Source organism: Bradyrhizobium sp. I1.14.4, assembly GCF_050435825.1.
Taxonomy (GTDB): Bacteria; Pseudomonadota; Alphaproteobacteria; order Rhizobiales; family Xanthobacteraceae; genus Bradyrhizobium.
Map to the genome: position 1 here is coordinate 15,343 of NZ_JBNDLA010000012.1, position 24,958 is coordinate 40,300.

General features: G+C 59.6%; 20 protein-coding genes and 2 pseudogenes. 10 read left to right on the forward strand and 12 right to left on the reverse strand.

Annotated elements, in window-relative coordinates; all coding sequences use genetic code 11:
• Window positions 1–13 precede the first annotated feature (13 nt).
• Together ABIB78_RS23265 and ABIB78_RS23270 are read left to right on the forward strand one after the other, a co-directional pair.
• Complete coding sequence (locus tag ABIB78_RS23265) at window positions 14–4,105, forward strand: TIGR02680 family protein (protein ID WP_429028930.1); 4,092 nt, start codon at window positions 14–16, stop codon at window positions 4,103–4,105.
• Window positions 4,102–5,349, forward strand: a complete 1,248-nt coding sequence (locus ABIB78_RS23270) for a TIGR02679 family protein (protein ID WP_429028931.1) — start codon at window positions 4,102–4,104, stop codon at window positions 5,347–5,349. Before ABIB78_RS23265 ends, ABIB78_RS23270 begins: the two co-directional genes overlap by 4 nt.
• 168 nt (window positions 5,350–5,517) lie before the next feature.
• Here the strand turns inward: ABIB78_RS23270 and ABIB78_RS23275 are convergent, their stop codons facing one another.
• The 7 genes from ABIB78_RS23275 to ABIB78_RS23305 form a co-directional block, all read right to left on the reverse strand.
• Window positions 5,518–5,703, reverse strand: a complete 186-nt coding sequence (locus tag ABIB78_RS23275) for a hypothetical protein (protein ID WP_429028932.1) — start codon at window positions 5,701–5,703, stop codon at window positions 5,518–5,520.
• A gap of 727 nt (window positions 5,704–6,430) precedes the next feature.
• The gene (locus ABIB78_RS23280) at window positions 6,431–6,991 is read right to left on the reverse strand and encodes a hypothetical protein (RefSeq protein WP_429028933.1); all 561 of its coding nucleotides are present in this window, start codon (window positions 6,989–6,991) and stop codon (window positions 6,431–6,433) included.
• 29 nt (window positions 6,992–7,020) lie between these two features.
• Window positions 7,021–7,968: a S1/P1 nuclease gene (locus ABIB78_RS23285; protein WP_429028934.1), complete on the reverse strand. Its 948-nt coding sequence runs from the start codon at window positions 7,966–7,968 to the stop codon at window positions 7,021–7,023.
• Between the two features lie 286 nt (window positions 7,969–8,254).
• Window positions 8,255–8,512: a hypothetical protein gene (locus ABIB78_RS23290; RefSeq protein WP_429028935.1), complete on the reverse strand. Its 258-nt coding sequence runs from the start codon at window positions 8,510–8,512 to the stop codon at window positions 8,255–8,257.
• Window positions 8,513–8,947: 435 nt separating this feature from the next.
• On the reverse strand, window positions 8,948–9,532 hold the full coding sequence (locus tag ABIB78_RS23295) for an anthranilate synthase component II (protein ID WP_429028936.1): 585 nt from the start codon (window positions 9,530–9,532) through the stop codon (window positions 8,948–8,950).
• Window positions 9,529–10,923: an aminodeoxychorismate synthase component I gene (pabB, locus tag ABIB78_RS23300; RefSeq protein WP_429028937.1), complete on the reverse strand. Its 1,395-nt coding sequence runs from the start codon at window positions 10,921–10,923 to the stop codon at window positions 9,529–9,531. The genes ABIB78_RS23295 and pabB overlap by 4 nt, the downstream gene beginning before the upstream one ends.
• Window positions 10,924–11,039: 116 nt before the next feature.
• The gene (locus ABIB78_RS23305; RefSeq protein WP_429028938.1) at window positions 11,040–11,399 is read right to left on the reverse strand and encodes a Dabb family protein; all 360 of its coding nucleotides are present in this window, start codon (window positions 11,397–11,399) and stop codon (window positions 11,040–11,042) included.
• A gap of 96 nt (window positions 11,400–11,495) precedes the next feature.
• Here ABIB78_RS23305 and ABIB78_RS23310 point away from each other — a divergent pair, with 96 nt between their 5' ends.
• From ABIB78_RS23310 to ABIB78_RS23330, 5 genes and pseudogenes are all read left to right on the forward strand, one after another.
• Window positions 11,496–11,795: a hypothetical protein gene (locus tag ABIB78_RS23310; protein WP_429028939.1), complete on the forward strand. Its 300-nt coding sequence runs from the start codon at window positions 11,496–11,498 to the stop codon at window positions 11,793–11,795.
• Window positions 11,796–12,290: 495 nt separating this feature from the next.
• The gene (locus ABIB78_RS23315) at window positions 12,291–12,926 is read left to right on the forward strand and encodes a dethiobiotin synthase (RefSeq protein ID WP_429028940.1); all 636 of its coding nucleotides are present in this window, start codon (window positions 12,291–12,293) and stop codon (window positions 12,924–12,926) included.
• Window positions 12,927–13,042: 116 nt separating this feature from the next.
• Window positions 13,043–13,545, forward strand: a pseudogene (locus ABIB78_RS23320) (aminotransferase class III-fold pyridoxal phosphate-dependent enzyme); the annotation flags it as partial.
• On the forward strand, window positions 13,531–13,692 hold the full coding sequence (locus tag ABIB78_RS23325; RefSeq protein WP_429029092.1) for a nucleotidyl transferase AbiEii/AbiGii toxin family protein: 162 nt from the start codon (window positions 13,531–13,533) through the stop codon (window positions 13,690–13,692). The pseudogene ABIB78_RS23320 and the gene ABIB78_RS23325, both read left to right, overlap by 15 nt.
• Window positions 13,693–13,711: 19 nt before the next feature.
• Window positions 13,712–13,876 (forward strand): hypothetical protein, encoded by a 165-nt coding sequence (locus ABIB78_RS23330; RefSeq protein WP_429028941.1) that lies wholly within the window; start codon window positions 13,712–13,714, stop codon window positions 13,874–13,876.
• 236 nt (window positions 13,877–14,112) lie between these two features.
• Here the strand turns inward: ABIB78_RS23330 and ABIB78_RS23335 are convergent, their stop codons facing one another.
• The 4 genes from ABIB78_RS23335 to ABIB78_RS23350 all read right to left on the reverse strand — a co-directional run bounded on the left by ABIB78_RS23335 (window position 14,113) and on the right by ABIB78_RS23350 (window position 17,949).
• A complete protein-coding gene (locus ABIB78_RS23335) occupies window positions 14,113–14,334 on the reverse strand; it encodes a hypothetical protein (protein ID WP_429028942.1) in 222 nt (73 codons plus the stop codon).
• 65 nt (window positions 14,335–14,399) lie between these two features.
• On the reverse strand, window positions 14,400–14,591 hold the full coding sequence (locus ABIB78_RS23340; protein ID WP_429028943.1) for a hypothetical protein: 192 nt from the start codon (window positions 14,589–14,591) through the stop codon (window positions 14,400–14,402).
• Between the two features lie 296 nt (window positions 14,592–14,887).
• Complete coding sequence (locus ABIB78_RS23345) at window positions 14,888–16,567, reverse strand: hypothetical protein (RefSeq protein WP_429028944.1); 1,680 nt, start codon at window positions 16,565–16,567, stop codon at window positions 14,888–14,890.
• A gap of 71 nt (window positions 16,568–16,638) precedes the next feature.
• Window positions 16,639–17,949, reverse strand: a complete 1,311-nt coding sequence (locus ABIB78_RS23350; protein ID WP_429028945.1) for a hypothetical protein — start codon at window positions 17,947–17,949, stop codon at window positions 16,639–16,641.
• An 845-nt stretch (window positions 17,950–18,794) separates the two neighbouring features.
• Here ABIB78_RS23350 and ABIB78_RS23355 point away from each other — a divergent pair.
• The 3 genes and pseudogenes from ABIB78_RS23355 to ABIB78_RS23365 all read left to right on the forward strand — a co-directional run.
• Window positions 18,795–19,280: a hypothetical protein gene (locus ABIB78_RS23355; protein WP_429028946.1), complete on the forward strand. Its 486-nt coding sequence runs from the start codon at window positions 18,795–18,797 to the stop codon at window positions 19,278–19,280.
• Between the two features lie 516 nt (window positions 19,281–19,796).
• Window positions 19,797–21,122, forward strand: coding sequence for a CapA family protein (locus ABIB78_RS23360; protein ID WP_429028947.1), 1,326 nt, complete (start codon window positions 19,797–19,799; stop codon window positions 21,120–21,122).
• A gap of 349 nt (window positions 21,123–21,471) precedes the next feature.
• Window positions 21,472–22,227 (forward strand): annotated as a pseudogene (locus tag ABIB78_RS23365) (IS256 family transposase); the annotation flags it as partial.
• Window positions 22,228–22,998: 771 nt separating this feature from the next.
• Here ABIB78_RS23365 and ABIB78_RS23370 read toward each other — a convergent pair.
• Complete coding sequence (locus tag ABIB78_RS23370; RefSeq protein WP_429028948.1) at window positions 22,999–24,831, reverse strand: PQQ-binding-like beta-propeller repeat protein; 1,833 nt, start codon at window positions 24,829–24,831, stop codon at window positions 22,999–23,001.
• Window positions 24,832–24,958 lie beyond the last annotated feature (127 nt).

The window sequence follows — 24,958 nt, forward strand, 5'->3', positions numbered from 1 at the left end:
GCCAGAGTTACCTATGCCGACCCGCGAACGCTGGCAACCGCTTCGGCTCGGCCTGGTTGACCTGTTCCATTACGATAGCGAAGAATTCTGGTTCAGGGACGGCCATTTGCTGCTCCGTGGGAATAATGGCACCGGAAAGTCGAAGGTTCTGTCCCTAACGATGCCATTTCTGTTTGATGCGCAGCTCAAGTCATCGCGAATAGAACCTGATGGCGATGGCTCGAAGAAAATGTCCTGGAATTTATTGCTCGGCAAGCACGAGCGCCGGATGGGATATGCGTGGATCGAGTTCGGGCGCCTGGGCGGCGACGGACAATCTCACTTTCTCACGCTAGGCAGTGGCCTGTCCGCCGCTGCGGCCCGCAGCAATGTCGACAGTTGGTTCTTCATTCTTGAAGGATGGCGTGTCGGTCACGAGGTGTGGCTCACGAACCGGCAAAGGATCGTGCTGTCAAAGGAAAAACTGAAAGAGGTGCTGGCAGACCACGGTCAGGTCTTTGAGACAGCCGCAAGCTACCGCCGCGCGGTCGATGAACATCTCTTTCAGCTGGGAAATGCGCGCTATGCGGCCCTGATGGACACGCTGATCCAACTCAGGCAGCCGCAGCTCTCGAAAAAGCCGGATGAGGCGAGCCTCTCCGCCGCACTGACCGAGGCACTGCCGCCGCTTTCGACCGACTTGCTCACCGACGTGGCCGAGGCGTTCAACCAGCTTGAGGAAGACCGTCGTCAGCTGCAGGAGTATCAAGCTCTTGCTAGAGGCGTAGGGCATTTCTCCGATCGCTACCGGATCTACGCAAAGACTCAAACCCGCCGGCAGGCTCGATTGCTCCGCACCGCGCAGACCGGTTTTGATAGCGCCAGCCGCGCACTGAACGAGGCACGCGCAGAGCTCGAAGAATCGCAGGCGCAAGAACAAGTGGCCAAGGCCGCTCATCTGGCGACGAAGGAAACAGTGGCAACCGAGCGTACCCGTCTTGAGGTTCTACAGTCTGATCCGGTCAATCAGGATGCGAACAGACTGGATTCGGCATCCAGGGATGCCGACGATCGGCGGCGCGACGCCGAACGGGCAGAGACCAGCGCGATCGAATCGCGGACCCGATTGTCCAGGGAGTCGAGCGCAGCGGCCGAGCGCGCAAAGCGCGTCGCGGAGATTGAACGCGCGCTGCTCGGCATCAGAACGGCCGCCGTTCCTCTCGCTGAGACGGGCGGGCTCGATCGTCGATGGAGCGACAGCCCGCTGACCACAGCGGGCGCCGCCGAGCTCGTTGAACTCGACGAGAAGAGCTACGATTCGGCAAAAGACGACTTACGAGTCATGATCGATCGACGTCGGGAACAGGCGGCGCTCGTGCGGCAACGACGGAAAGCGATGGACGATGCTGAGCGCGAGCATGATATCAGGATTCGAGCGCACCAAGAGCGGCAAGACGAAGCAAAAGCTGCGCAAGCGCGTCGCGATGCCGCGGATCTTTCAGTCGAACAGGAAGGCAGTGCACTCCTCGAGGCATGGGGAACACATTTTGGCGCGTTGCAGCAATTGATCCTGCCGAGCGCGGAGCAGCCGCTGCGTGACCTCGCCACTTGGGTTACAACGCTTGAAGGGGAGAACCCGGCGCGCGCTTCGTTGCAAATCGCGCAACAGCTGGCCAGCGAACGCCTTGCAGGACGGCAATCTGCGCTTGCAGCCGAGCGAAGGACGCTTGCGACTGAAGAAGCGGAGCTAAAGGACGAGCGCGAGCGTCTTGAGAAAGGTGAGGACAGCACTCCGCCGGTTCCGCCATTCCGAGCCGGCGATGCTCGCGTCGGTCGTGCCGGCGCGCCGTTGTGGCAGTTGGTGGATTTTCACGACGGCCTCGACGCCGCGCAACGGGCCGGGTTGGAAGCCGCCCTCGAAGCGTCAGGATTGCTTGATGCCTGGGTTGACCCGGATGGGCAGATACAACTGCCAAATGGCGTTCCACCGCTTCACGATGCGAAGCTGGTGGAACGAGCGGCCCAGTCGGAGACCCTGGCGGGGTGGTTAAGACCTTCGGGTCGTCAGGTCGCAGGTGAGATTGTTGAGAAGCTACTCCAAGGCATGAGCTGTGGCGCCACAGATGGCGGCCAAGCAGAGACCTGGCTGTCGCCTGCCGGCGAATTCCGGATTGGTGCGCTCGCCGGCGCGTGGGTAAAGCCAGTTGCGGTCTATATCGGCTACGCCGCTCGCGCCGATGCCCGCGCGCGCAGGCTCACGGCCATTTCTGCCCGGCTCGCGGAGCTTGCACAAGCGCATCAAGATCTCGACGCGCGCTTTGCGGAACACGCGCGCGACCAGGAGCGCGCAGCCGCTGAGTGGCGCAACGCGCCGGCCGACGACCGGCTGCGCGCCTCGCATGCTGGCGCGGCAGCGGCCGCTCGCGAGTTTCGTGTGGCGGCCGGTCGCCTTGAGCAGGCCGCGCAACAGTTGGCAAGCGCTGTTGAAACCGTCAACCAGGCACGTTCGGTGCTTGCGCGCGACGCCCAAGACCTGCGCCTTCCGGATACCCATGCGGGATTGGATGCGGTCGATGCGGCGCTATCACAACTGATCGAGAAGCTATTGGCGCTGGTCCATGCAGGGCGGGATCTGCGCCAAGCCCAATCCGAGCTGTTGCGGCAACGACAACGCGAACATGATGCGGAAGTCGACGTCGAAAGAAGCGCCGCACACGCGGAGGAGCGAGCACGCCAAGCCAACGAAGCGAAGGTCCGGCTCGAAACACTGCAAGGGTCGGTCGGCGCGAAGGTCGCGGAATTGCAGGAGAAGCTTGCTGCGGCTCGGACCGCAGTCAGGCTTGGCGAAGCCGACCTGGAGACAAAGGAAACGGCCGCGCGTATCGCCGGCGAGCAACGCGCGCGTGCCGAACAGAAGGTGACCTCCGCGGATGAGGTCTTGCATGAGCGGACGCTCGCGCGGCAGCAGGCCATAACTCGGCTTCAGGGTTTCGCGGCGACGGATCTGCTTTCCGTCGCGCTTCCCGAGATGGAGCTTCCCGACCTGCGCACAACATGGACCATCGAGCCTGCGCTGACGCTTGCGCGTCGCGCCGAACAGTCACTCTCAGAGGTCGTCTCCGACGATGAAGCTTGGAAGCGCATCCAGGCCCAGCTTTCACAGGACTATACCGATCTCGGCCGTGCTCTGAGTGCCCTGGGTCATCAACCCCAGATGGATCAGACTGCCGATTACGGTTTGGTCGTCACAATTATTTATCAGAATCGCGCGGAACGGCCCGACCGTTTGACCGAACGGCTCGAGGCGGAAATTGCTCAGCGCCGCGAATTGCTGACGGCGCGTGAACGCGAGGTCCTGGAGAATCATCTTCAGGCGGAAATTGCCGCAGCCATCCAACGATTGCTGCAGGACGCCGATCGGAAGGTCGAAGCCATCAACGCCGAATTGTACAAGCGGCCAACTTCGACGGGTGTTCGCTTTCGTCTGGACTGGCAGCCTCTTCCCGAGGGTGTCGGCGGCGCGCCAGTCGGTCTCGCAACCGCGCGCAAGCGCCTGCTCAACACCAACGCGGATCTTTGGAGCCTGGAGGATCGCAGCGTCGTCGGCGCGATGCTGCAGGAGCGAATAAACATTGAGCGAGCGAATGCCGATGCGTCTACGACAGGAAGCTTGCTCGACCAATTGACCCGAGCTCTTGACTATCGTCGTTGGCATAGATTTACGGTTCAACGCTGGCAAGACAAACAATGGGTCAAATTGTCGGGGCCGGCTTCGAGCGGCGAACGTGCGCTGGGGCTCACCGTACCGTTGTTCGCGGCGGTCGCGAGCTTCTACAGCCAGAGCGGTACTCCACACTCGCCGCGTCTGGTATTATTGGACGAAGTATTCGCCGGCATCGACGATGCTGCGCGGGCCCATTGTATGGCTTTGATTCGCGAGTTCGATCTCGACTTCGTCGTAACCAGCGAGCGCGAATGGGGCTGTTACGCTGAACTGCCGGGCGTGTCCATCTGCCACCTTCAGCGGCTTGAAAATATCGACGCGATACACGTCTCTCGTTGGACATGGGATGGTCGCGCCAAGCAACGAGACAGCGATCCCAACCGACGGTTCGCTGACGCATGATGCAAGATGACGATCGTCTGCAGCGTCTGCTCGGGGGAGAGGTGCTGTCATCGCTCAGAAAGCGGCTTCGGCAGCGTTTTGAACGCGGTCCGGCGGATGGCAAGCTGGAAAGCCTTCGTCTTGCCAATCTTGATGCCGACGAGCATGCTGCGCTCGCAGGACTCATCGGCCGCAACGTGCGTTTCACAAGTTCGATGCAGATCGATGTTCCATTGATTGATGCGGCGTTGAGCCGAGCCGGCATAGCCGGATCGCTCCGTGAGGCGCTTGAGCTCATCGACGGCCCCATCGTTCATGCCGAGACGGCTCGCGCCGAACTGCACGCGCAATGGTCGAAGGCCGTTTCAGTTGCCAGCCACGCAGACCTCTTGGCATTTCTTCAGGCGCCCTCCGGACTTGGTCTTTTGAAGCGTTTGTCGAATGGCAATCCAGATGCCGCCGGCCAATTGTGCTACCGCGCAAATGTTGTTCTCAATGCTCTGCCGGCTGGTGGAATGACTCGAGCTCAGTTGGCTGCAACCATTCTGGGAGACGCGCATGCGCTCGACAATGGGCGGCCTGTGGCCGCGCTAGTTCTGGCGGTGTGGCGAGAGAAGCCGGCGCCAAAGCAACATGATGAAGACGCATTCGGCGTCGAGAACGACATCGGCGACGAGCGGATTCGGGACGTTTGGGCGAGGGCTGGCGTGCTGGTCAACGAGTTAGCGCGGCCAGCTCTATTGCTGAACCTCAACGTAAAGGGGCGATCGACACAGTTGGTCGCCTCGGGCGAGCCTACCTATGCCTCACTTCGCTTCTTGCTGCGGTCCAATCCTTCTTGGGACGTAGAAGGACGGGACGTCTATGTCTGTGAGAACGCAAACCTGCTTGCCGCGGCGGCTGATCGGCATGGCGCTAACTGTGCGGCGATGATGTGCACCGATGGCATGCCAGCGGCCGCGCAACGGGTTATGCTGCAACAACTGGCAGATGCTGGTGCTCTGTTGCGATACCATGGAGACTTCGATTGGGCCGGCGTGCGCATTGGCAACTATGTCATGCGCGAATGCGGCGCCCAACCATGGCGCTTTGACGCTGCCAACTACATCGCTGCGGTTGCGCAGGCACCTCGCCCGGGACTTGCATTAACGGGTCCCGAAGCCAAAGCAGTATGGGATGAGGCTCTGCGCGTGGCGATGCGGGAGCATCAGCTATCGATTGCCGAAGAGAGTTTGACTGAGTCTCTTTTGCAGGATCTGGCGTAAAGCACTTCCGGTGCGATGGTGATCGTTCGGATCTTTGCCGTGCGCGTCAATATGCACGTCGACCCAACCTCATCGTGCCACCCAGTCTCCAGCTCCACGTCCATCAAACGCCAAACGGCACAAGGACGGTTGTTCGACGAACTGGACCTTGCCCGGGCGACGGCCGACTCACTTCGCGGATGAAGAGCATCGCCGGGCTATGACCTTTTCGATGTCCGTCTGCTCAATCATCCCATTGCGTCTGCCAGCGGAGGTCCAGCTTTCGATCGCGGCGTCGAGCCGCGCGAGGTTGCGACGACAGATGGCGACGATCTCGGCTCGGGTTGCGATCTTGAATGCTTTGGGTCCGCTCATTGCAATCCTCCCCCCGCGGAGCGCATGTTCGACAGCGTTCTTGAGCCGCAGGCGTTTGGCGTCTCCGCCATGAGGCCAGGCATACGAACAAACTCTCTGGAGTAAGGGACGGCTCTTCCCAACACATTCGGACGCCAGATCTCGCGAGCACGCTCTTTGATGCAATCGATGTCGCGGCGGATCGCATTCCCACGCCGATCCTAGAGGCCGGTCCGGGGATCATCACGGCGAAATAAAGGCTGAATGCGCCGCCATCGCGAGCCCTGCTGGGCCTGTAAGGCTTCGACGGACCTTGTAAAGCCGTCCTCCTCATGATCTCGAGCTTCGTTGTGAGGACGCTGTTCGGCGATCATGCGGTCCAACAGAGTCTTTCCGGAGTCTGTAAGACCATCGGATACTGTCCTAGCATATTCAGGTAGCTTTGCAGATAGTCGCGCGGCACCCTTCGGCCGCTCCGTCTCGTCAGCAGGTCTGATATCTCCGATATCGGCATGGATGTGGCGATGACCACCTTCTCTGTTGCACGCGTCACCGCAACATTCAGGCGGCGCTCGCCCCCGGTCTGAAGTGGAGCTCCGCGGAGTCGTGCTCGTTGCGCAGTGCGCACTGCATCCGCGGTCTCTCAACCGTGAATTGGACGATGGATTCTGCGACGGCTGCTGATGCCCATCGCGCATGGTATGGATGCTGCGCGCGGTTCGTAGCCGAAAGCGCGAAACGTCGTCTGCTAATGAGCGGTGATCTGCTCGATGGCCTTGCGCACAGTATCCACGTCCTCCTTCAATGCAGTGGCCCGGCCGGGCGCAAGCCCGAGGCCGACGAAGCTACCGGCGTTGGGGATGCCCGCGGCCGGGAATTCGTGGGAGACCCACCCGATAGCGGAGGCGCGCATCCACACCTTCGAGCCGTCCATCAGGATGAACTCGGCGAACTGGTCGCGGCCGGCCAGCTCCAGAACGTCGTCTACGGATTCCTTTACCGGCATCAGGTTCGCGAAGACGCCTAGCACCTGCGTGACCGGCGCCTTCGGCGCGGTCGATTCGATTTGGGCAGGCGTCGGGAAGAATATCTGCGGCAAAAGGCGGAACGTCTCGGCGTTCACGCTGAATTCGTTGATCGGCGGCAGCGAAGTGACCGCGGTGATGCGCTTGGCGTCGAAGAAAACGGAAGTGCCGGAGGTCGGCGTCACCTGCGCCAAAGGCGATCCCGCGAAGGCGGGCGCCGAAAGGAGCGACGCAAGGGACAAGGCGACGGCGGCGAAAAGTCTCAACATGGTCTGGTCCTCCAAATCATCGCATGCCGGAATCCGGCGAAAATCTACTTGAGCGCCGTCTCGATCAGGTTGGCCAGCCGGGCGGCGGCAAGCGCGGCCCGGGCCCGGGCCACGTTTTTGACGCTCGTCTCATAGTCGCGCGTCAGAAGGACGGGATTCTTTCCCGTGCTTATCGGCGCAGCGTAGGCGTATTGCTTGGCGAGGTCCGCGCTTTCCCGAGCCCAGACGGCGGGATCGGCGATCTGCGCCTCGGCTTGGCTGACGCCGACGCTCGACAGCCCGTCCTTGTCATCGGCGTCGAAGGTGGCACCATAGGGCGAGGAGTAACCGCCGAAGATCGCGTCCCAGTAGCTGTGCAGAGCCATGCTCGATCCGCTCGCGGGTATCACGGATTCCGCATTGCCGCCGGCGTCTCCGTCGGGGATCTGCAGCGTGTAGCGGGCGGCGGCGTGCAGCGGCTGATGGGCGTCGCCGACGAGATGAAGGATCCAGACGAGGTCATACGAGCGCAAATCGTCGGATGCGCCAGAGGATGCCGGCAGCGCAGCGATCATCAGCTTGAGCTGGGTGACGAAGTCGACCGCGGCCGCGGCGGGCAGGGGCGTACCGTCGGGTGTGAAGTCGATGTCCTTAAAATGCCAGTAGGCATGTTGGTTGTGATCCGAATAGCCGATGTTCTGGCCGGCCGTCGGGCTGTTGACCGCGTCGCGTGTATAGCCGTACTCCTTGGTCTTGATGTCGTCGGCCCAAGTCGCGGCATGGACGAAAGCGTGCATCTTCGCCGTCTTGTCGTCGGCGGCGCCGGAGGTCCACTTCGCGTAATCCTTGTTGAGCTTCAGCAAGGCGTCGGCCTTATCGCGGACAGGATCGGAGAGGCGCTTATACGCCAAATAAGCGATCTGCATGTGCCCTTCGTCCCACCATGCGCGGGCCGGGGATACCGCAATGCCGAGAGCCAAGGCTAGAAAGCCGATAGAAACCACGCGACGCATATGTCGGTCCCACCCGTCATTACCTGAGGTTGCACCAATTCAGTTCATTTTGCCAGAGCTCTATGACGTGCCGATGGGGGCGGGACATGAAACGCTCTGCAACGTGCACGTCGGCCGGGGCGAAGAGGCGCCGCCCGTTGGGCTGCGATGGGCGAGGTCCAACGACGGATCGCGCCCAGTGCTGCGCGTGCGCATCAAGTTCGAGACGGCGGGCCAACTCGCGCCGCTGCGTCCCGTCGTCGCAGACGTTGAGCTAGCGCACCTGGGAGAGGAGCCCACTCCAATATCAACTCTCAGTTTCTGTGCCGCGATTCAGTTCGCGATTAATGCGATCCTTGACCCGGCGGACCGCAAGAAGCTGCAATCTCGTCTGGGTCTTGCCACTGATAATCTTGTCGTCGATCTTAAAACTGTAGCGCCATTCGCCCGCCAACGCTTCTCGAATGCTGAATTGCACGCCTCTGTGTTGCATAAATTCTCCCAACCCCCCATCACCCACGTTGCGCCTGTCGGCGCCGCGTCGGCCGAGTGCAGATTGATCCATGGTTCCTCAATCATGAGAACGTTGACCTCGCACCGAAGGGAGCCGCCGATCCTGTAGGACCGGCGGCCAAGTCAAGGGAGGAAACGCCCGTGAGGGCAGCGGTAGCGAGACTACCGCAGGCACCGCCAATCTCTTGGCGGATCTCAAGTAAACATGTTTTGCGGCGAGGCTAGAGGATAATCCGCCTGCTCATGGAATGGAGGTGATGCGAAGAGGGCTACGCATTGCTGGCTTCAAGTAATTCAATTGAGACTGCACTGAAAGAAAAAGTTGAGTACGCAGCGTACCAATTGAGCTCTTTCGCGCTTTCTCGTTACATCTTCAACAGATCAGAGCTGTCTCGCACCACGTTCTGCCGAGCCGATTCATTCAGTGCGCAGCTGCCGTTTCCTGCCCCGGATTAGGCTGCCATGTCCGGAACGAAGTCTTCGATCCTCACGCTCGGAAGCTCTCTGCCAATCCCAGGAAATTCCCAAGCAAGACGTGACCTTGTTCAGTAAGTACCGACTCCGGGTGGAACTGTACGCCATAGGTTGGTTGATGACGATGTGCCAAGGCCATGATCTCTCCCTGATCTGAACGGGCTGTCACCGTGAGGTCCGGCGGGCCTGACCCATCGAGTTCGACCGCCAGAGAATGGTAGCGCCCGACACAAAGTGGAGACGGGAGTTCCTTGAATAACCCACGGCCGCCATGCGTTATGTGTGAGGCCCGGCCGTGCATGGGACGACGTGCGCGCACGACGCGTCCGCCGAAAACGCTCCCAATACACTGGTGTCCAAGACAGATGCCAAGAATCGGAACACGACCCGAAAGTTCGCGGACAACCGCAGTGGATATACCGGCCTCCATTGGCGTGCAGGGACCGGGAGATATGACGATTGCACGCGGCTGAAGTCCGACGAGATCGGTGACGCTGATCGCGTCGTTCCGCACTACCTTGGTCTCTGCACCAAGCTTGCGGAAATAGCGCGCAATGTTGAACACGAAGGAGTCGTAATTGTCGATGATGAAAATCAAAATGCACCAGATAGATCGGCACCAAAGGCGTCGAAGAGACGCTGTGCCTTGGCAAGCGTCTCCTCATATTCGGCTTCAGGATTCGACATCGCCGTTATTCCGCCCCCTGCATGAAACACAGCCAGGTTGTCGTCGATCATCACGGTGCGGATCGCAATGTTGGTGTCCATGTGCCCATTGAACCCGATGAAGCCGATCGACCCGCAATAGACCTCTCGCGCCACTTTCTCGATGTCCGCAATGATTCCCATCGCCCGCACCTTTGGAACACCGGTCACGGAGCCGCCCGGAAAGCAAGCGCGAAGCAGACTGACCGCATCCTGGTCTGCAGCAAGTGCGCCCCTGACGACCGAGACGAGGTGGTGCACTGAGGCATAGGATTCGACGTTACATAGTGCTGCAACCTCAATCGAGTTGTCTGTACAAACGCGTGACAGATCGTTGCGCAGCAGATCGACGATCATAATGTTTTCGGCGTGGTCTTTTTGGGACGCAAGAAGGATTTCGGCGCGACGCCGATCTTCATCTGAATTAGCGGAGCGCGCGATCGTGCCCTTGATGGGGCGTGTTTCGACCTGTCGTCCGTCAAGTTTCAGAAATCGCTCAGGAGAGCTCGATGCGATCGTTAGTTTGTCGTAGCGCAAGAAGGCTGCGAACGGTGCCGGGTTCGATGACCGGAGCTGGCAATAGAAGGTGAGCGGATCGAACAGGGGCGACACCCTGGCACTGAAGCATTGCGCGATGTTCGCCTGAAATATATCCCCAGCCAGAATCAACTCGATGACGCGCTGGACCGCGGCTATGAAGCCTTCTCGGCCAAAGTTCGAATCCCATCCACCAGCCGTGCTAGGCATTATGATCCGCGGCAACCTTGGCTTGGCAAGCAGCGACGCAAACTCGTCGGCGCGACGACACGCACGCTCGGTTCGTCGAGCGGAGTCCTGCTCCGGCCATCCGGTCGAGACGATCCAACACCTGTGGTCCCGGTGATCGAAGCTGACCACCACGTCATAGAAATGTAGTATCGATTGAGGCAACCCGAGACCGGCAATTGACGTCGCCGGCAGCCGCTCCAGTGTTCGGTTCAGGTCGTAAGCAAGGAAGCCGGCAGCGCCGCCCTGGAACGGCGGGAGATCGGGGCGGTGCGCTTCTCGATATCTGGCGAGAAGGCTGCGGAGGACCGCCCATGGATCGCCAGTAACGGCCGCTCCATTCCAATTTGCCTGTCCATCGGCGACCAAATAGGTGCTGAACGGTTCGCAGGTCAGATATGAGTAACGCCCAAGCAGCTCATGCCCTGCCGCGCTATCGAGAAAGGTAAGCTGCGGCCGCTGCGCCAAGCATCGCAGCGCCTTGACAGGCTCAATCCACTGCAATTCGCGGACGTGCATAGGGCTATCCGTTATCGACCACCAGCAGGCGGTGAGGCACGCGCCAATCGTGATCCCGTCCCGAACAAGAGCTATTTTTGTCCGGCACGTACAAGGCCTCGAGGCTGATCATCAAGCTAGTCGCGGCCAGCTGGTCGGCTGCGCCGAGCAACTTGGCTTAACCCTGCCGTTCCGGCGAAATGCACATCGGCTGATAGCTCGTAGTCAGCGGCAAACCGCAGCTCCCGGATTGGGCGTACGCACCGGATCGCTTCTCGATACAAATCGTGCGTTTTGTACGCAGCAAGATCCGTCTCGCTGTCGAACTCGCCGTACACCACGACGTCGATATCGTTGCCGAGCTGATCGCTCTTGCGGTTGCGCGCAATCTCGAGCCGGCGTGCATATGGGATTGAGGTGAGGACCGACAGACCTTCGATGATTTGGTCGATACCGGCCTTATCCTTGGCTGTGAAGAAGACGATGTGACGGATCATGTTGGCCGCAAACGTGACGCCGCAACTTGGCAGCGTTCTTATATCGGGATCGAGCTCAACGCAATGCTGGAAAAGGGTTGACAGCAGAAGAGGTGTTTGACGCTCGTACCACGTCCCAGCCTTGCCGCAGAAGCCCGCAGTATTTCTACTGATCAGGAGGGGGCGTTGCCAGGTGCTCAATGGTATGTGGCGCACAAGCAGGTTATCTTGATCGACGTCGCGCGCTTGGAGCGTTTGCAAAATCAGACGATGATCGTGATCGGGGGCGGTCGTCAGCCACTAGTTGCGCGCCATCGCGAATACCAATCCATAGGGCCCACTCGGGTCATTATGAAAGGCGCGGCTGGCATCGGCCGCTTTGATCCGCAGAGCCATATGCGTCGATTGTTTTCCTGACAGGGCGAGTCAGCATTATTTCAATGACGCCAAACTGAGTGAACTCACTCACCAAACGTATGGCTGCCGTTCGAAACGTACCGTTCTGCATCTATTAGGATACATCCAGCCGGACGTGAATGCCTTCGTCCGGTCCGGACAAATATTTGTGCACCGATAACAATCTCAACCTGTCACAATGCAGTTGACGTACGGGAAGAGTCTTTAGGTCGGGGGCGACGTGGCTGTTAAGTTGTTTGGTATCTTGCATAACAATTGTGTCGCCGCTGTTGGCGTTAAGCGATTGGAAGAATAGTTGTAAGGACGCTGAGCAGCCTTTGCTCGATTCGCTGGGAGTTCGGATCACCGTGGGTCGATCGTAGGCTGCCGAGCTGTCCAAGGCCAAGACGATCCTCACGGCTGGCGCGTGTGAATTTCACTGATGCACTGAGTCGCGGAGCACGACGTGCGTAAAATGCTGGATGCTCTGGTCGAGGAGACAAGAGGTCAAGCTCGATGAGTCAGCAGCGGATTGTGGTAACCGGTACAGGCACCGGCATCGGAAAGACGGTTTTCTGCGCGGGGCTCGTCAATCTCCTCGGCGCGAGTTTTTGGAAACCGATTCAGGCCGGCCTCGAAGGAGAGACAGACACCGAGCGTGTCGCTCGGCTTGGCGGTCTTCCACCAGATCGCATCGTGCCTGAGCGTTACCGCCTGCAAACCGCCGTTTCGTCTCTTCATTCCGTGGAGCTTGACGAGGTTCGCATCAACGCGGATTCGCTCGACGTGCCGGACACCGGAGAGAAGCCGCTCGTGATCGAGGGGGCCGGCGGACTCATGGTGCCGCTGAGTGGCGGCGCGCTTTACATTGACGTCTTCGAGAGATGGCGACTTCCTGTCGTGCTCTGCGCGAGCACAGCACCGGGGACAATCAATAATTCACTGCTGTCGATAGAGGTCCTCCGAAAACGTCAGATCGACATTCTCGGAATCGCCTTCGTTGGCGAAAGGAATTCGGATGCCGTGAGAGCAATCTGCGAGATTGGCCGCGTGCGGTGGCTGGGACGACTACCCTGGATTGCTCCTCTATCGGCAGACACGCTGCAAGCCGCGTTCAAGACCTCCTTCCGCCGCGATGATTTCAAGCCATGACGCAAAAGAAGAAGTCGTCGATCTGGCATCCGTTCACGCAACACGCGCTTCAAGACGAGATGACAAGGGTCGTGCGCGCTGATGGGGCTTATCTTTAAACGGCAGATGGGCGCCGCATCATAGATGCAATCTCCTCCTGGCGGGTAATAGTAAGCCATGGCCATTGTCATCCGCATATCGTCGAGCAGGCTGGCAAGCTCAACCAGATCATCTTTACCGGGTACACCCATGAACCCGGCCGAGGAGGTTGCGCTGCTGCTGCTAAAACTCGCGCCGCGTGGTCTCGACCATGTCTTCTCCGACAGTGGCTCAAGCAGTGCGGAAGCCGCCTTAAAAAGGGCGCTCGGCTATTGGCATAATATAGGCAAACAGCGAATACGCATTGTCGTGATGCAACATTCCTATCACGGCGATACGGTTGGGGCGATGTCGGTTGGGGCGCGAGGCCTGTTCAAGGTGGCCTACGCTGCTGTTTGACGTCACCTCTGTCCCGTTCCCAGCAAACGGTTGTGAACAGGCGACGCTCGATGCGCTCGAGTCCGCATGTCGAAAGGAAATTCCAGCGGCGTTCTTCGTCGAGCCTCTCTGGTCTGGCGCTGGCGGAATTCAGAAGCAGCCGTATTTTGCGGAGCTCGTTTTCAAACCGGCCTCGATTCCCTGCCTACAGCTCGAGGAAGCTCGCGCCGAGAAGATCCGTGCCACCTTGCAGCGAGCGAAGATCCCTGATCTTCGCGATCTGCAGCAATCGCCTAAGCAAAAGATTTGACGCGGATCTGATGCGCCGGATGGCCGTTCCCAAGGTCTGGGAATCGCCCGAGGGGCGCTCGTTCGAGCCATTCGCGTTCGACGCATTCGTTCGCAGGATGAAGCAGCGGATCGAGAACGGCCGGCGTGACGAAGGCGACCTCAAGGCCTTCGTCGGTACGATCACATTGATCTCAAAAGGATGATCGCGGTTGCTTGGCAATATTGTCGCGCTGCTTTCGTGTTGCCGGCTTCAGCGCGGCCCCATGAGATGGTCTCAACGACCGCACGATGTCTCGTCGAGACGCCGGCCTTGACGCGAACCCACCGTCAGTGGCACCACGCATTGTGGCTTGGACGATCCTCAACATCTCAGGCGCGCCTCCTGCGCCGAAGCGATCTCAGCGAAGCGAGAAGGGAATAGGTTCTCAGGTCGAATCCTTCAGGCGGTCTTCGTCATCATTTGCTCGCGGAATGCCGTCAGCGCCTGACGTGCTACCTGAGCCAATCCCTCGCTGGAGCGTTCTCCGGCTTGGGCCAACCGCATCAGGCTTTCCGCAATGAAACGGCGCATTTCGTGGCTACCGCCGTCCGGTGCCTCGACGCAAGTCTGGTCGAGGACGAACTCGAGGCGGGCCTTAAATCCGGCGCTGATTTCGCTCATGCTTTCCTGCGTGTTGCTTGGATCTTTCGGGCCGGTCGCACGGTCAGTCGTCGACGGAACGGTGATCAGTCGGTCAGCCGCCGGATCTCGACGATGTGCCAACGAGCGCCGTCGAAACATTTCTCCGCAGCATCGCGGGCTGAATCCTCGTTGGCGGCTCTCAAGTCGGTCTTAAGCCTCTTTTCGCCATCGGCGAGCTGAACTCGAAACGTCGCCATAGGCGCCTCCTTACCCAAGGTTGTCACGTTCGCCGGCATTTGGTTAACCAAAGGTTAACTCGCGCGCTTCCCAAACATGATGCCGAGCCCCGGCATATTGCGAATACCAGGACGCCGAGCTGTAACCGATGTCGTCCTGGGTCGCCTGCAGGCCGGCTTGCTCGTTCCCCGTGAAAGGGTCTCATAGTAGGGAAAATCGGCTCTCGTACGCGCTAAATTAGGCTCGGTGTGGCGCCCCGTCGTGGACTTCGGTATTCGCCAACTGTGACAACATACGCTAAAGGTGTCATCCAACATCTAGGCGCTGGCTCAAGCCGAATGGTGAGCTACGAACGTTATCGATGGCTCCGCGAAGTGGGCTTGCGCGATTTGTTCGTCTTGGCCGATGGTCCGAACTTTATCCTGCCTGCGTGCGGAGTCGTCTCTTCAACAGGCCAAGAAAAGACGATCATGGTATCGGATCCCGATCCGGATTCCCGTACTTCGCAGGCTCCGCCATTCGTTTCTACAATCGCGCGGCAATAGCCTAGACCGGAATTCGTCACCGCCTCGAGCGGGTCGAGATATGCATGCTCGTCAGGACTCTTGACGCGTACCGTTGTGACCAGGTTGGATCCTTTCAACGTGCCATGAAAATCGTACGCGCCATGACGGGTGCCTATGATCACCATGTGGCTCAGCACCGTACGTAGTGGGGATACGGCACCACGAACTCTCGGAACATTAGCGAACGATGCGGTCGCATGGATGCTCGGGTCGAGATCTCTCGCCGTGTTCATGGCCTCGGTCACGACTCGATTTGGGTCGATCCAATCCGACGCGGTCTTTCCGTGCGTAACGACATCGGCCGGGCCCATGAGGTTGCGCACCGCGACCTGCATCGCGCCGAGGTCCTTCTCCACCGCATGAAGTTCGTGTGGCACAATCTGGCCTGCTGCGGCGTGCGCCCAAACGTGTATCGTGTCGCGGACGCGCTGGTTCGACCGTGCGGCAACGCTTATGATCTCGTCTCTGATGTGCGAGTTCGCAGACTGATAGGCGACCAAACGGTTCTTTGTATCAGCGAACTCGCGTCGGGCCCGAGCCGCGGCCTCCTTCGCGATCTTCAGCGCATCTTCGACGTCGCTCATCCCCTTCATGGCGACTGACACATCCGATCCCAAGAGACACAGACGGCCGTCTGGCATCACAGCTTCGGTGAATTGTATCCAAGTCGCGTCGTCGATCTGCAACCGCCAAGTATGCTTCGACGTCATCCGGTCGTCGCGCACCATCTTCGCCATTATCAGCTTCCAGTCGGTAAGCGACGGAAGGATATGCGGTTGCTTTGAACGAGTCAGTTGATAGAACGCGGCATTCGCGCCGACGGATTCACCGCTCGCGTCCCAGATCGCCAGCGGGAAGGGCGCTTCATGCCACCATTCGCGATCTGTGCCCGGATCGTTGATGGCGATGTCGAGCTTCTTCGCCACTCGGCGGCCCAGGTCGGTTAGCGTGAAGCTCGCTTCCTTTCCTGACGAAGATCGCTCGATCAGCCCCGTTCCCTGGAGAGCTCCGGTCACCCTTGAGAGGTTCGATTCCCGAAGACCGAGAATGCTCATCAGTGCGATGTTGCTTACGGCCTTGCCGGCACCTGCGATTGCGCTCAGAAGCGGCTTCGTGTGCTTTCGATTCAGGACCTCGTCCAACGGCTGGAGCTCAGCGAACCTGGCTGACTGCGAGATCAGGTCCGCAAAGGCGCGCATCCTCTCCGAGATGCCGCCGGCATTCTTGCTACCAGCAAGTGCCGCGGCGTGCCGCAACACCTCGAACCATTGCAAAAGCTCGTCGCCGAAGGATCGCGACGTCAACGTCCGCCACGTGACGTCGCGCAGCGCGTCGTAGACTCGCTCGGCCAGAGATGGCTCAGCGGTCAGCGCCTTTCGGATAGCGGCGGCCGCTTCGGCCGGCGTCGCATCGCCGCGCCCGATGCGATCGAGCGAGGTTTCGAAGGCTTTGCGGTCTGTGGCGGACATGGGACCCGGTGAGTGGAGATCCGGCAGAACTCGTTTCCGTACGCTTTACATCGGCCCTCATTAAGGACAAGTCAACGGTCGTGTAACGTTTGGCCGCGGTACACACTCCAGGGCACCTCGATGAGAAGTTGGTTTGCCACCCAGCTCGATGAGTTCCCGTCGGGATTAAGGACATAGCCGGCGGCCTGCTGCAGCGGCGGATAGGCCTGTTGGACCACGAAACTGCGGGTGTTTCGTTCATTGTGCAGATCTTTTGCCGTACGGATGTGTCCATCCATGGTCGCCTCGTTGCCGCACGACGGAACGATCGCGAAATCAATGTCGAGCCATCCATATGGGGTATGATAACACCTATTGCAGAAGTCGAGGCAGATGCCGAAGCCGAAAAGGGCTTCTTGCAGGACCACGACCATGAGCTCGGTTCCGTGCTGGATGTCTTCTACACGTCCTTCAGCGTCCCTGTAGGCCATCCGCTTCTTGTGGCGAGCGAGTTGGACGCCATGACCATCGTAGATGGTGGCGATGTTGTATCGTTGACCGCCCTCCACTTCGTGCCAGGAGCCCGCTACCACGATGCCCGGCGCCTCTGGTATTTCACCGTCGGCCAGCCAAGGTTTCTCGGCGAGTTGGGCTTGAATAAGCCGACGCGATTGCGGGTCGATCATGAGTTCGGGAAAAACCGCAGTCAGGCAGACTTCGGCGTGAGCGGCCTTGCACGCGTCGGAGATGATCGTTTCGCCATTTGGAATGCCGACCGCCTTGACGAAAAACGTCATCGGAGTTTCGTCGCAGTCGAAGGTCGGATCGGGAAATAGCACGGCACCGAACGCCGACGACTTCTGCTTGGCCATCCGGTCGGCCTTCACGATCTGGACCCTCGCGCCGTCCACGATGGCGGGCACGAACCGAAGGCGTAGCAGTCCCCGCTGGTCGAAGTTGCGCATGTCTTGGGCTGGATTTCTCGCCTCCCTCCAGGCCACGCGTCCCATCGGGATGAGATACGCGCAATGCCCGGCATGGTCGACGAGCCAATCGGCCGGATCTGTGGGCCTCGAGCCCAGATCCCGTTCGGTATATTCGCGCTCCATGGCGCGAAGACATCCGCCGAGCCGCTTCACGATCTCCTGGTAGCTCTCCGTGCCGTCGAATGAGAGCCCATAGTCAGGCGCCTGCATGTCGAGGCTGGCGGCGAGTTCAAGGATCGCCGATTCCCGGACGAGCGAGTACAGATGTTTGATCGTCCCCGACGCCTTGGCGAGAGCCGCCCATACGATCAGCATCGCCCGCCGCAAACCGTCGTCGTCCTCGCTGCGAGACACAGCCCGGAGACCGGTGGGAATGCCGAGAGCCTTCTCCCTCCACTGTTCGTCGGTGATTTCCAAACCGCGTCCTACCCCGAAAGTGATTCTACGTTCTTAAGATTCACTAGATTGATAGCCGACACGCAAGCGTCCTGCTACTCTCCTGCGGTACACTCTCATAACGAGCGGACGATGCCGTCCGGCGGCAGCCGAGGCTCGCCCCAGAGCCTCAAGTGAACGGCGCCGGATCTTACTTATCACCGGCGCTACGATCTCCAGGGAATTGTACGGAGCGGACACTGCATTGCCGTCATTCCAAGGGGCGCATTCAGGTGCCGTACTTCTCTGAGTTGGGAGGACGACTGGCATGGCCTTTGGGTGGGCGCGCGCTTCGCTTGTTGGGATCGCAGGTGACATGTCTATTCCTGGGGGAAACTGATTCTGCTACGGCGACAGGATCCGGACGTGCTGCCGGACCCCGAGCAGTTCGACATCTGCCGCCCGGACATCAAGCAATACCTCTCCTTTCGCCACAGCGTGCGGCTTTGTCTGGGCCGTCAGCTGGCGCGGCGGCAGGTGTGGGTGTCTTGGGGAGGTGCCGTTTTGTTTCCGACCCTACGGCGACTGACATCAGATGCGACGTTGTACTTCTCGCCGACTATCTCGTTCTGGGGACGGCTGTTGCTGCCAGTCGTTTGGGGCCGCTGATCGCATAGCGGGGAACAACGCGACAGGTTGTCTTATGATTTTGATGCAACCCTTGGTAAATGGCGCCGATGTTGCGGCTATTGGGGCGACAAATGCTCAGATCACTTTTCGTTGCCCTTTGCACCGTTGCGCTGACAAGTATCTCCCTCTGCACACCGACGAAAGCCCACCAGCACACGGCTCCGGCCAATGGCCCGGTACCCGCGGATCAGACCGCGATGCCCGAACAACCGCGCGCGGATCAGTTAGCTCAAAAGCCCGCAGCCGCGCCCGGAGCTGCCGATGCTCCGGCAGCCGCCACGCCCAACGACCCTCAGAAGCAGTGCGTGAAGCCCGGCGAATTTGCCGTGGAGCTCCGGTCCGACCGTAATCCGGTTGGCGCTCCCATCCTGCTCGCCACGAATTTTCTGCCGACAAACCAACGCGCGGACATCGGTGTGCGCGCGCCGTTCGTCGATGGCGTCCGATACTTTGCCGGAATCGACTATGGCGATCAGACGTATGTGTTCAAGCGACAGGACGCGGTCACGCGCCGCGCGACGGAGGACGAGGACAACTTGTACAAAATGGCGAACCATTTTCAGTTGGATCGGCCGAAAGAGCCAACCCGCATCCGTTTTCAATCTGCCATCGATCTTGCGAGACGATCTTTCACATTATCAAATGTCGTGGTTCGTTGCGATACGCTCGACCTGCAGCGATGATGTCTCGCAGATGATCCTAGCCAGCAAGCAACACGGACCAAGAGCAGCCGCGATAGCTACCTAACGGCCTGAAAGCTCAGTGGCAGATCACGGCTACCAAACTATCAACTATCGATGCTGGTAGTTTCGAGGCGCGACCCTCCACATAGTCTCAGCGCACCAAAAGCTATCCAGATCTGCGGAAAACACTTCCGAGATAGGGAAGGAGTTCCAATGAAGGCTGCTAGCCAAAGAGAAAACCTCAAACAACGGACTTACTATCAGCGGGCGCCGGCGGAATCGATGTCGCGGCAAGTTTTGGAGCATATCCATCGCTCAGGTAAAGACGCTATCAGAGCTCAACCCGCGCGCCGATTGATGAGTGCGTCAGTACGATCCCGATGCGGGGCGGCCGTCGGGGTGAATTCCGTCGAGAGTGGCCACGCCAGCGCGAATAATTGATCGCACCGACGACAGCTATTGACCCGCCAGGCATCACAAAGCCCTATCCTCTTCCTACTCGAGAGACATCTGTTCATGCCGCGTCACCTTCCCGCAAGTCCTGCCGAGGTTTTCCGTGTCTCCGCGCGAACACGCGCAGCCGTACAATGCGCCACGTGGTTAGGTCTCTGGGATCGTCCGCTTCAGGATGTAGCCACCGATTTAGAAGAAATGAAATTTATGGATATGGCATACTGGTTCTACAAAAGTGCAAGGCCGATCACAAGATCAGAAAAGAATGTATCCGAGATCTTGTTCCTACACGACAAATCCGTTGTGAAGTTGCCGGATGACTTCAGGAGCGATACGTCGGTGACGCTGAGCGCATCGGGTGATCTAATTCAGGCAGATGGCCTCGAATCCTCCAAGGATTTCCTTTTTGAAAATGTTGCTTCTGCCCTCTTTGATGCTGACATTTCATTCGCGAATTATGAATCGCCTGTAGCAGAAGAAGAGGTTGTAAGAAAAGCTTTAGGTGACGGCCGCTCGGCGATGATGTGTTGCTCGTTCGCTCAATATTCTGCGTTGACGGAACATGGGAGCAAGCATTTTACTGTTCTCAACACCGCCAATAATCACATATTGGACTTGGGAATAGAGGGTATTGAAGCTACCCGGAGCCTGATGAGCCAAACCGGGATCGTAAATATTGGTGTTCCCCGTCTCCCCGAGGAATACGGGCGAGCAAACATTCTTGCCAAAAATCAAATCAAGGTCGGATTCGTATCGGCAACGTTTGGACTCAATGCGCATCAGCTGCCCGATAACGAGATATTTCGTGTGCATACGGCCAAACTCTTGTCCAAGTACGTCCCAACCGATTTAGGGTTGCTCAAAAAGCAAATCGACGATTGCAATAAACAAGGTTGTGATTTCATTATCGCATCGATTCATTGGGGGTACGAATTTGAGTTTTTCCCGCGTTACAGACAAATCGAGGCCGCTCATTCATTGATTGAGGAAGGAGTGGACCTGATTCTGGGGCATCACCCTCACGTTATTCAGCCGCTTGAATATTACCGGACAAAGAGGGATCCAGGTCGTATTGGTGTTATTGCCTATTCTTTGGGTAGCTTGACGTGGGGATGGTATACCGCGCCGCATCTCGTCTTAAGTATGATCTTAAACATTCAATTGGCAAAGGGGAGCAGAAATGGCGCCGGCCGCCGCACTTACATCGAAAGCATCAAGCCCATCCCGGTATTTCGGAGTGTTTCTTATCAGGGCAAAAAAATACTGATGCGCCTTGAAAAGCTGGAAGACCATTTGAATGAATGCACATCTCCTCGTTCGGAAGCGCATATCGGGCAAATGAAAGAGTATGTTGATTTGGTTTTTGGGAACTCGAAGTCTCTCTCATAGATTCGCCGCGGCGGCAGGAGAATCGTCCGCTCGAACTGTCATCGGCGCACTGGCGGCTGGCGCAAGCCGGAAAACGGCTGTTTGGTACCGCTCAATCGCTTTGACGAATACGCAGTAACGATAATCCAAGCCGACGGGATTGTCCTCTCAGCTCGCATCAACCTTGCGGGAGCTAGAGCATATTCCGATCACGTTGCGTCGTATCTTTCGGCGACGAGATAGTTTCGACACTCGCCTGGCGAGTTCGACGTAGGCAAGGAAAGTATCTCCATCCATGGGGCCGTCTAGGACAAACGGCGTAACAATGCCGTCCGAGCGCCATCAGCGATCGGAGAAGGCGCTGGTCGCGGCGCTGGCCGAGCGCAAGCTGCAGGAGCCGTTCCCGTATCTGATCCTGGACGCCCGTTACGAGCGCATCCGGGAGGACGGGATCATTGCGAGCCAGGCGGTGCTGATCGCGTTTGGCGTCGATTGGGAAGGCCGCCGTCAGGTGCTCGCGGTCGAGCTGGCCAACCGCGAGAGCCGGTCGAGCTGGAAGGAATTTTTGGAGACGTTGAAGGTCCGCGGCCTGCATGGGGTGGAGTTCGTCGTCTCCGACGATCATCCGGGCTTGAAGAAAGCGATCCCGGAGGTTCTCTCAGGCGTGTTCTAGGAGCGCTGCTATGTGCACTTCCTGCGCAATGCGCTCGACTATGTGCCGCGCAAGGTCGATGACGATTGCCTGCTCGAGCTGCGCTGGATGTACGACCGGCGCGACCTCTCAGAGGTGCGGCGTGATCTCGCCGCCTGGCTGGCCAAATGGGGCGGCAAGTACCCCAAGCTCACCGGCTGGGTCGAGGAGAACATCGAGGAGACGTTGACTTACTTCCGCCTGCCGCTGGCGCACCGCAAACACATGAAGTCGACCAACATGCTGGAGCGGCTCAACGAGGAGATCAGGCGACGCACCTATGTGGTGCGAATCTTCCCCAATGCCGAGAGCTGTCTGCGGCTGGTGCGGGCGCTGACCGTCGAGCGCCACGAGGCCTGGCTCGAAGACCATCGCTATCTGAACATGGATCTATTGAAGGAGCACAAGAAGGAGGCGCTACGTCAGGCGGCCTGACGATGCTCAGGCCCACCAAGGGGATGCACGCCACCCCTCTCCGCCACCGTCGCTCGCCAGCGCTACGCTTTGGGCAAGCGAGCGACGGTGGCTCCGAGGGGATGGCTCAACCGGACCCCACGATCAATCTTGCAGAACTTGACGCACATAACTATCGAGCGTGATTTAGCGTGATCGACGAAGGGGTAGTGGGGTGGTTATGCACCAGGATTATCGTGCCGTGCTGCACCGGAACAAACTCTCCGCCTCAGATGGCCACCATCAGCAAATGTCGGTATCGGCGGTTGCGGGCCTCCGCAACCAACCGAAAAACGTATATTCTACATGGAGCGCCAACCCCGGGATAACCCCGGCTAAGTCAGAAGCGAACGGAAATATCCGTGGTCGGATGAAGCCGAAACGCTAGACTTTTCAGCACTATGCGGCGCGATAACCGGGTTCGGGACGCAGGGGTCGCAGGTTCGAATCCTGCCACTCCGACCATTCTTCCAAGCACTTATAGTTTCTGTGTTTTTCGTGCGCAACGACATGTGCATCGATTTGAGGCGCAGCCATGTCGGTCGATTTCGGGACGCCGGCCCTGATATCGCGAGTCGGGACGATTGCAGGGCGCGAGAGAAACGGCCCCTGACGTAATGTTGCGCGGCACGTCGTCAAGCACCACAAGGGCTCCCTTCCGACCCATCAGCTGATCTTGCGGACATCAAAGCACGAATAGCCCGTGGCGAGTAGTGCTGAGCATGTCGTCGCAAGTGCTGACATTTGCGCTTGTCAGGGGTTGCCGACCTCGAAGGCCAGCAGGACGTTGCCGGGCAGGCCGCCCCATTGCGCGTAGCCGGAATTGACATACAGCATGCCATCGACGACGACCGCGCCGGGTCCGTCCATGGCGCCGCCATGGGCCGAAACGCCATTCACCGTGGTGTAGTCGCGCGCGGTGTCGATCTCCCAAAGCAGTTTTGCGTCATCGGTCGCGTAGGCGCGCAGGAATCCGCTCACCCCGCCCGAGACGACGACGCCGGGAATGAGGGTGATCGCTGCGGACAGTGCGGGGCTGCACTGCGGGCGGTCGCCGCAGGCGACCGGCGTCACCTCCATTTCGATTTTCCCGGTCGCAAGATCCAGTGCGAACAGACCTCCACCCTCGCCTGAATTGAGACGTCGCGTGCCGTCCCTCAGAAACCGCACGTCCGAGTTAGCGACATAGATTCGATCCTGGTCCGCGGCGGAGCCCCACTCGGTTCCTCCCAATGGGCCACCTTGGCCGATCCGCGTCTGCCACAGGATCTTGCCCTCATGGTCGGGATCCAACGCATGCACCACGCCGGATTTCTGGCCGATGACCAGCACGCGTCGTCCATCACGCAGGTTCACCAGGATGGGCGATTGTCCAAAGTCATGGTCGGGGCCGCGGTCTGCAGGGCAGTTGGTCTGATCGGTGCCGAAACACGCGACGACGAAGCTGTCCTTGGGCGTGGCCTGCTGATGCCAAAGCATTCGGCCGGTCGCGAGATCGAACGCGAGGATGGCATCGCTGGTGTCCGTTGCCGGGTCCGCATAGCTGTTCGATGTCGCGACATAGAGCGCCTTGCGCTCAACATCGATCGTCGGCGCGGACCACACCGACGCTCCGGCCGGGCCGAACAGCTGGGTCCCGATGGCGTTCGTCCTTGTCGGATGCGGCGCCTCAGGGATCGTATAGGCCTTCCAGGTCTGCGCGCCGGTTTCGGCCGTCAGCGCAACGACGCTGCCGCGAAACGTGCAGCATTGGTAGGTGGGGCGCGACCCCGTGGCCTCCTCGATCGATGAAACGCCGACATAGACGACGCCGGAATAGAAGGTTGGTGCGCCGGTAATCCGGGCGGCCGGATGATCGTCGACCTTGCTCTTCCAGATCAGCGTGCCGGTCGTCGCATTGACGGCGTAGACGTTGGCGCGCACATCGCCAAAGAAGATGGCAGGCCGGCCGTCATCCAGCGCGGCGAAACTGATGGCCGTCCGGACCGGCGCTTCGGTCGGAAACACCCAGCGGGTGCATCCGCTCTTGGCGTCGAGGGCGTGGAGCTTGCGGTCACCGCCGCCGACGAACAGCAAGCCGCCGACCACTGTCGGCTGAGCGTTGGCGTTGGAGGTGTCAGGAAACCCGAAGGCCCATTTCAGACGTAGCAGGGGAACCTGGTCCTTGGTGAGGCCGGCCATTGCCGCCGGCTGAAACCGGCTGTTGTTGAGGTCCGCGCCCCAGCCGTTCCACCGAGGCCCATCGATCGCCTGCGGAAAGCCGGCCTCGCCCTGCGCGCATCGGCCTGCACTCTCGGTCTCCGCATGCGACGCGGCCTTTCCGGTGACGAGTGAGGCGATGGCCGCTCGCTCGTCATTGCTCAGTCCCTGCGCGAAGGAGGCCATCGTGCCTGCGGTGATCGCGCTCAGAACCTCATCGAACGACCTCGATTGTAGCGCGCTGCGACCCGGCGCACGAACATCCTTATTGCCGCTGTCGTGACACTGCGCGCAGCGTTGCGCGTAGAGAGCGGCACCGCGTTGCTGCTGCGCCGTCGCAGACAGGCAAGACCAGATCAGGACGGCAATCGCAGCACTCGGTTTCATCGCGGTTCACCGGCGTTGCCTTGGATGAGATGAGCGATTGAAGCGTAGCACAGCGCGGATCGTCGTCATTGTGCCTGGCGGAGGCCGGCGGCGCGTATCGGGTGCTCCGGGACTTGATCGGGGGCCG

Bases quoted from the DNA above. Each gene is read 5' to 3' on its own strand.
- ABIB78_RS23270 (WP_429028931.1), top strand. From the start codon at position 4,102: ATGATGCAAGATGACGATCGTCTGCAGCGTCTGCTCGGGGGAGAGGTG.
- ABIB78_RS23370 (WP_429028948.1), bottom strand. From the start codon at position 24,831: ATGAAACCGAGTGCTGCGATTGCCGTCCTGATCTGGTCTTGCCTGTCT.
- ABIB78_RS23285 (WP_429028934.1), bottom strand. From the start codon at position 7,968: ATGCGTCGCGTGGTTTCTATCGGCTTTCTAGCCTTGGCTCTCGGCATT.
- ABIB78_RS23305 (WP_429028938.1), bottom strand. From the start codon at position 11,399: ATGATCCGTCACATCGTCTTCTTCACAGCCAAGGATAAGGCCGGTATC.
- ABIB78_RS23345 (WP_429028944.1), bottom strand. From the start codon at position 16,567: ATGTCCGCCACAGACCGCAAAGCCTTCGAAACCTCGCTCGATCGCATC.
- ABIB78_RS23265 (WP_429028930.1), top strand. From the start codon at position 14: ATGCCGACCCGCGAACGCTGGCAACCGCTTCGGCTCGGCCTGGTTGAC.
- ABIB78_RS23335 (WP_429028942.1), bottom strand. From the start codon at position 14,334: ATGAGCGAAATCAGCGCCGGATTTAAGGCCCGCCTCGAGTTCGTCCTC.
- ABIB78_RS23360 (WP_429028947.1), top strand. From the start codon at position 19,797: ATGCCGCGTCACCTTCCCGCAAGTCCTGCCGAGGTTTTCCGTGTCTCC.
- ABIB78_RS23340 (WP_429028943.1), bottom strand. From the start codon at position 14,591: ATGCCGGCGAACGTGACAACCTTGGGTAAGGAGGCGCCTATGGCGACG.
- ABIB78_RS23315 (WP_429028940.1), top strand. From the start codon at position 12,291: ATGAGTCAGCAGCGGATTGTGGTAACCGGTACAGGCACCGGCATCGGA.
- ABIB78_RS23275 (WP_429028932.1), bottom strand. From the start codon at position 5,703: ATGAGCGGACCCAAAGCATTCAAGATCGCAACCCGAGCCGAGATCGTC.
- ABIB78_RS23290 (WP_429028935.1), bottom strand. From the start codon at position 8,512: ATGGATCAATCTGCACTCGGCCGACGCGGCGCCGACAGGCGCAACGTG.
- ABIB78_RS23330 (WP_429028941.1), top strand. From the start codon at position 13,712: ATGGCCGTTCCCAAGGTCTGGGAATCGCCCGAGGGGCGCTCGTTCGAG.
- ABIB78_RS23355 (WP_429028946.1), top strand. From the start codon at position 18,795: ATGCCCGAACAACCGCGCGCGGATCAGTTAGCTCAAAAGCCCGCAGCC.
- pabB (WP_429028937.1), bottom strand. From the start codon at position 10,923: ATGCACGTCCGCGAATTGCAGTGGATTGAGCCTGTCAAGGCGCTGCGA.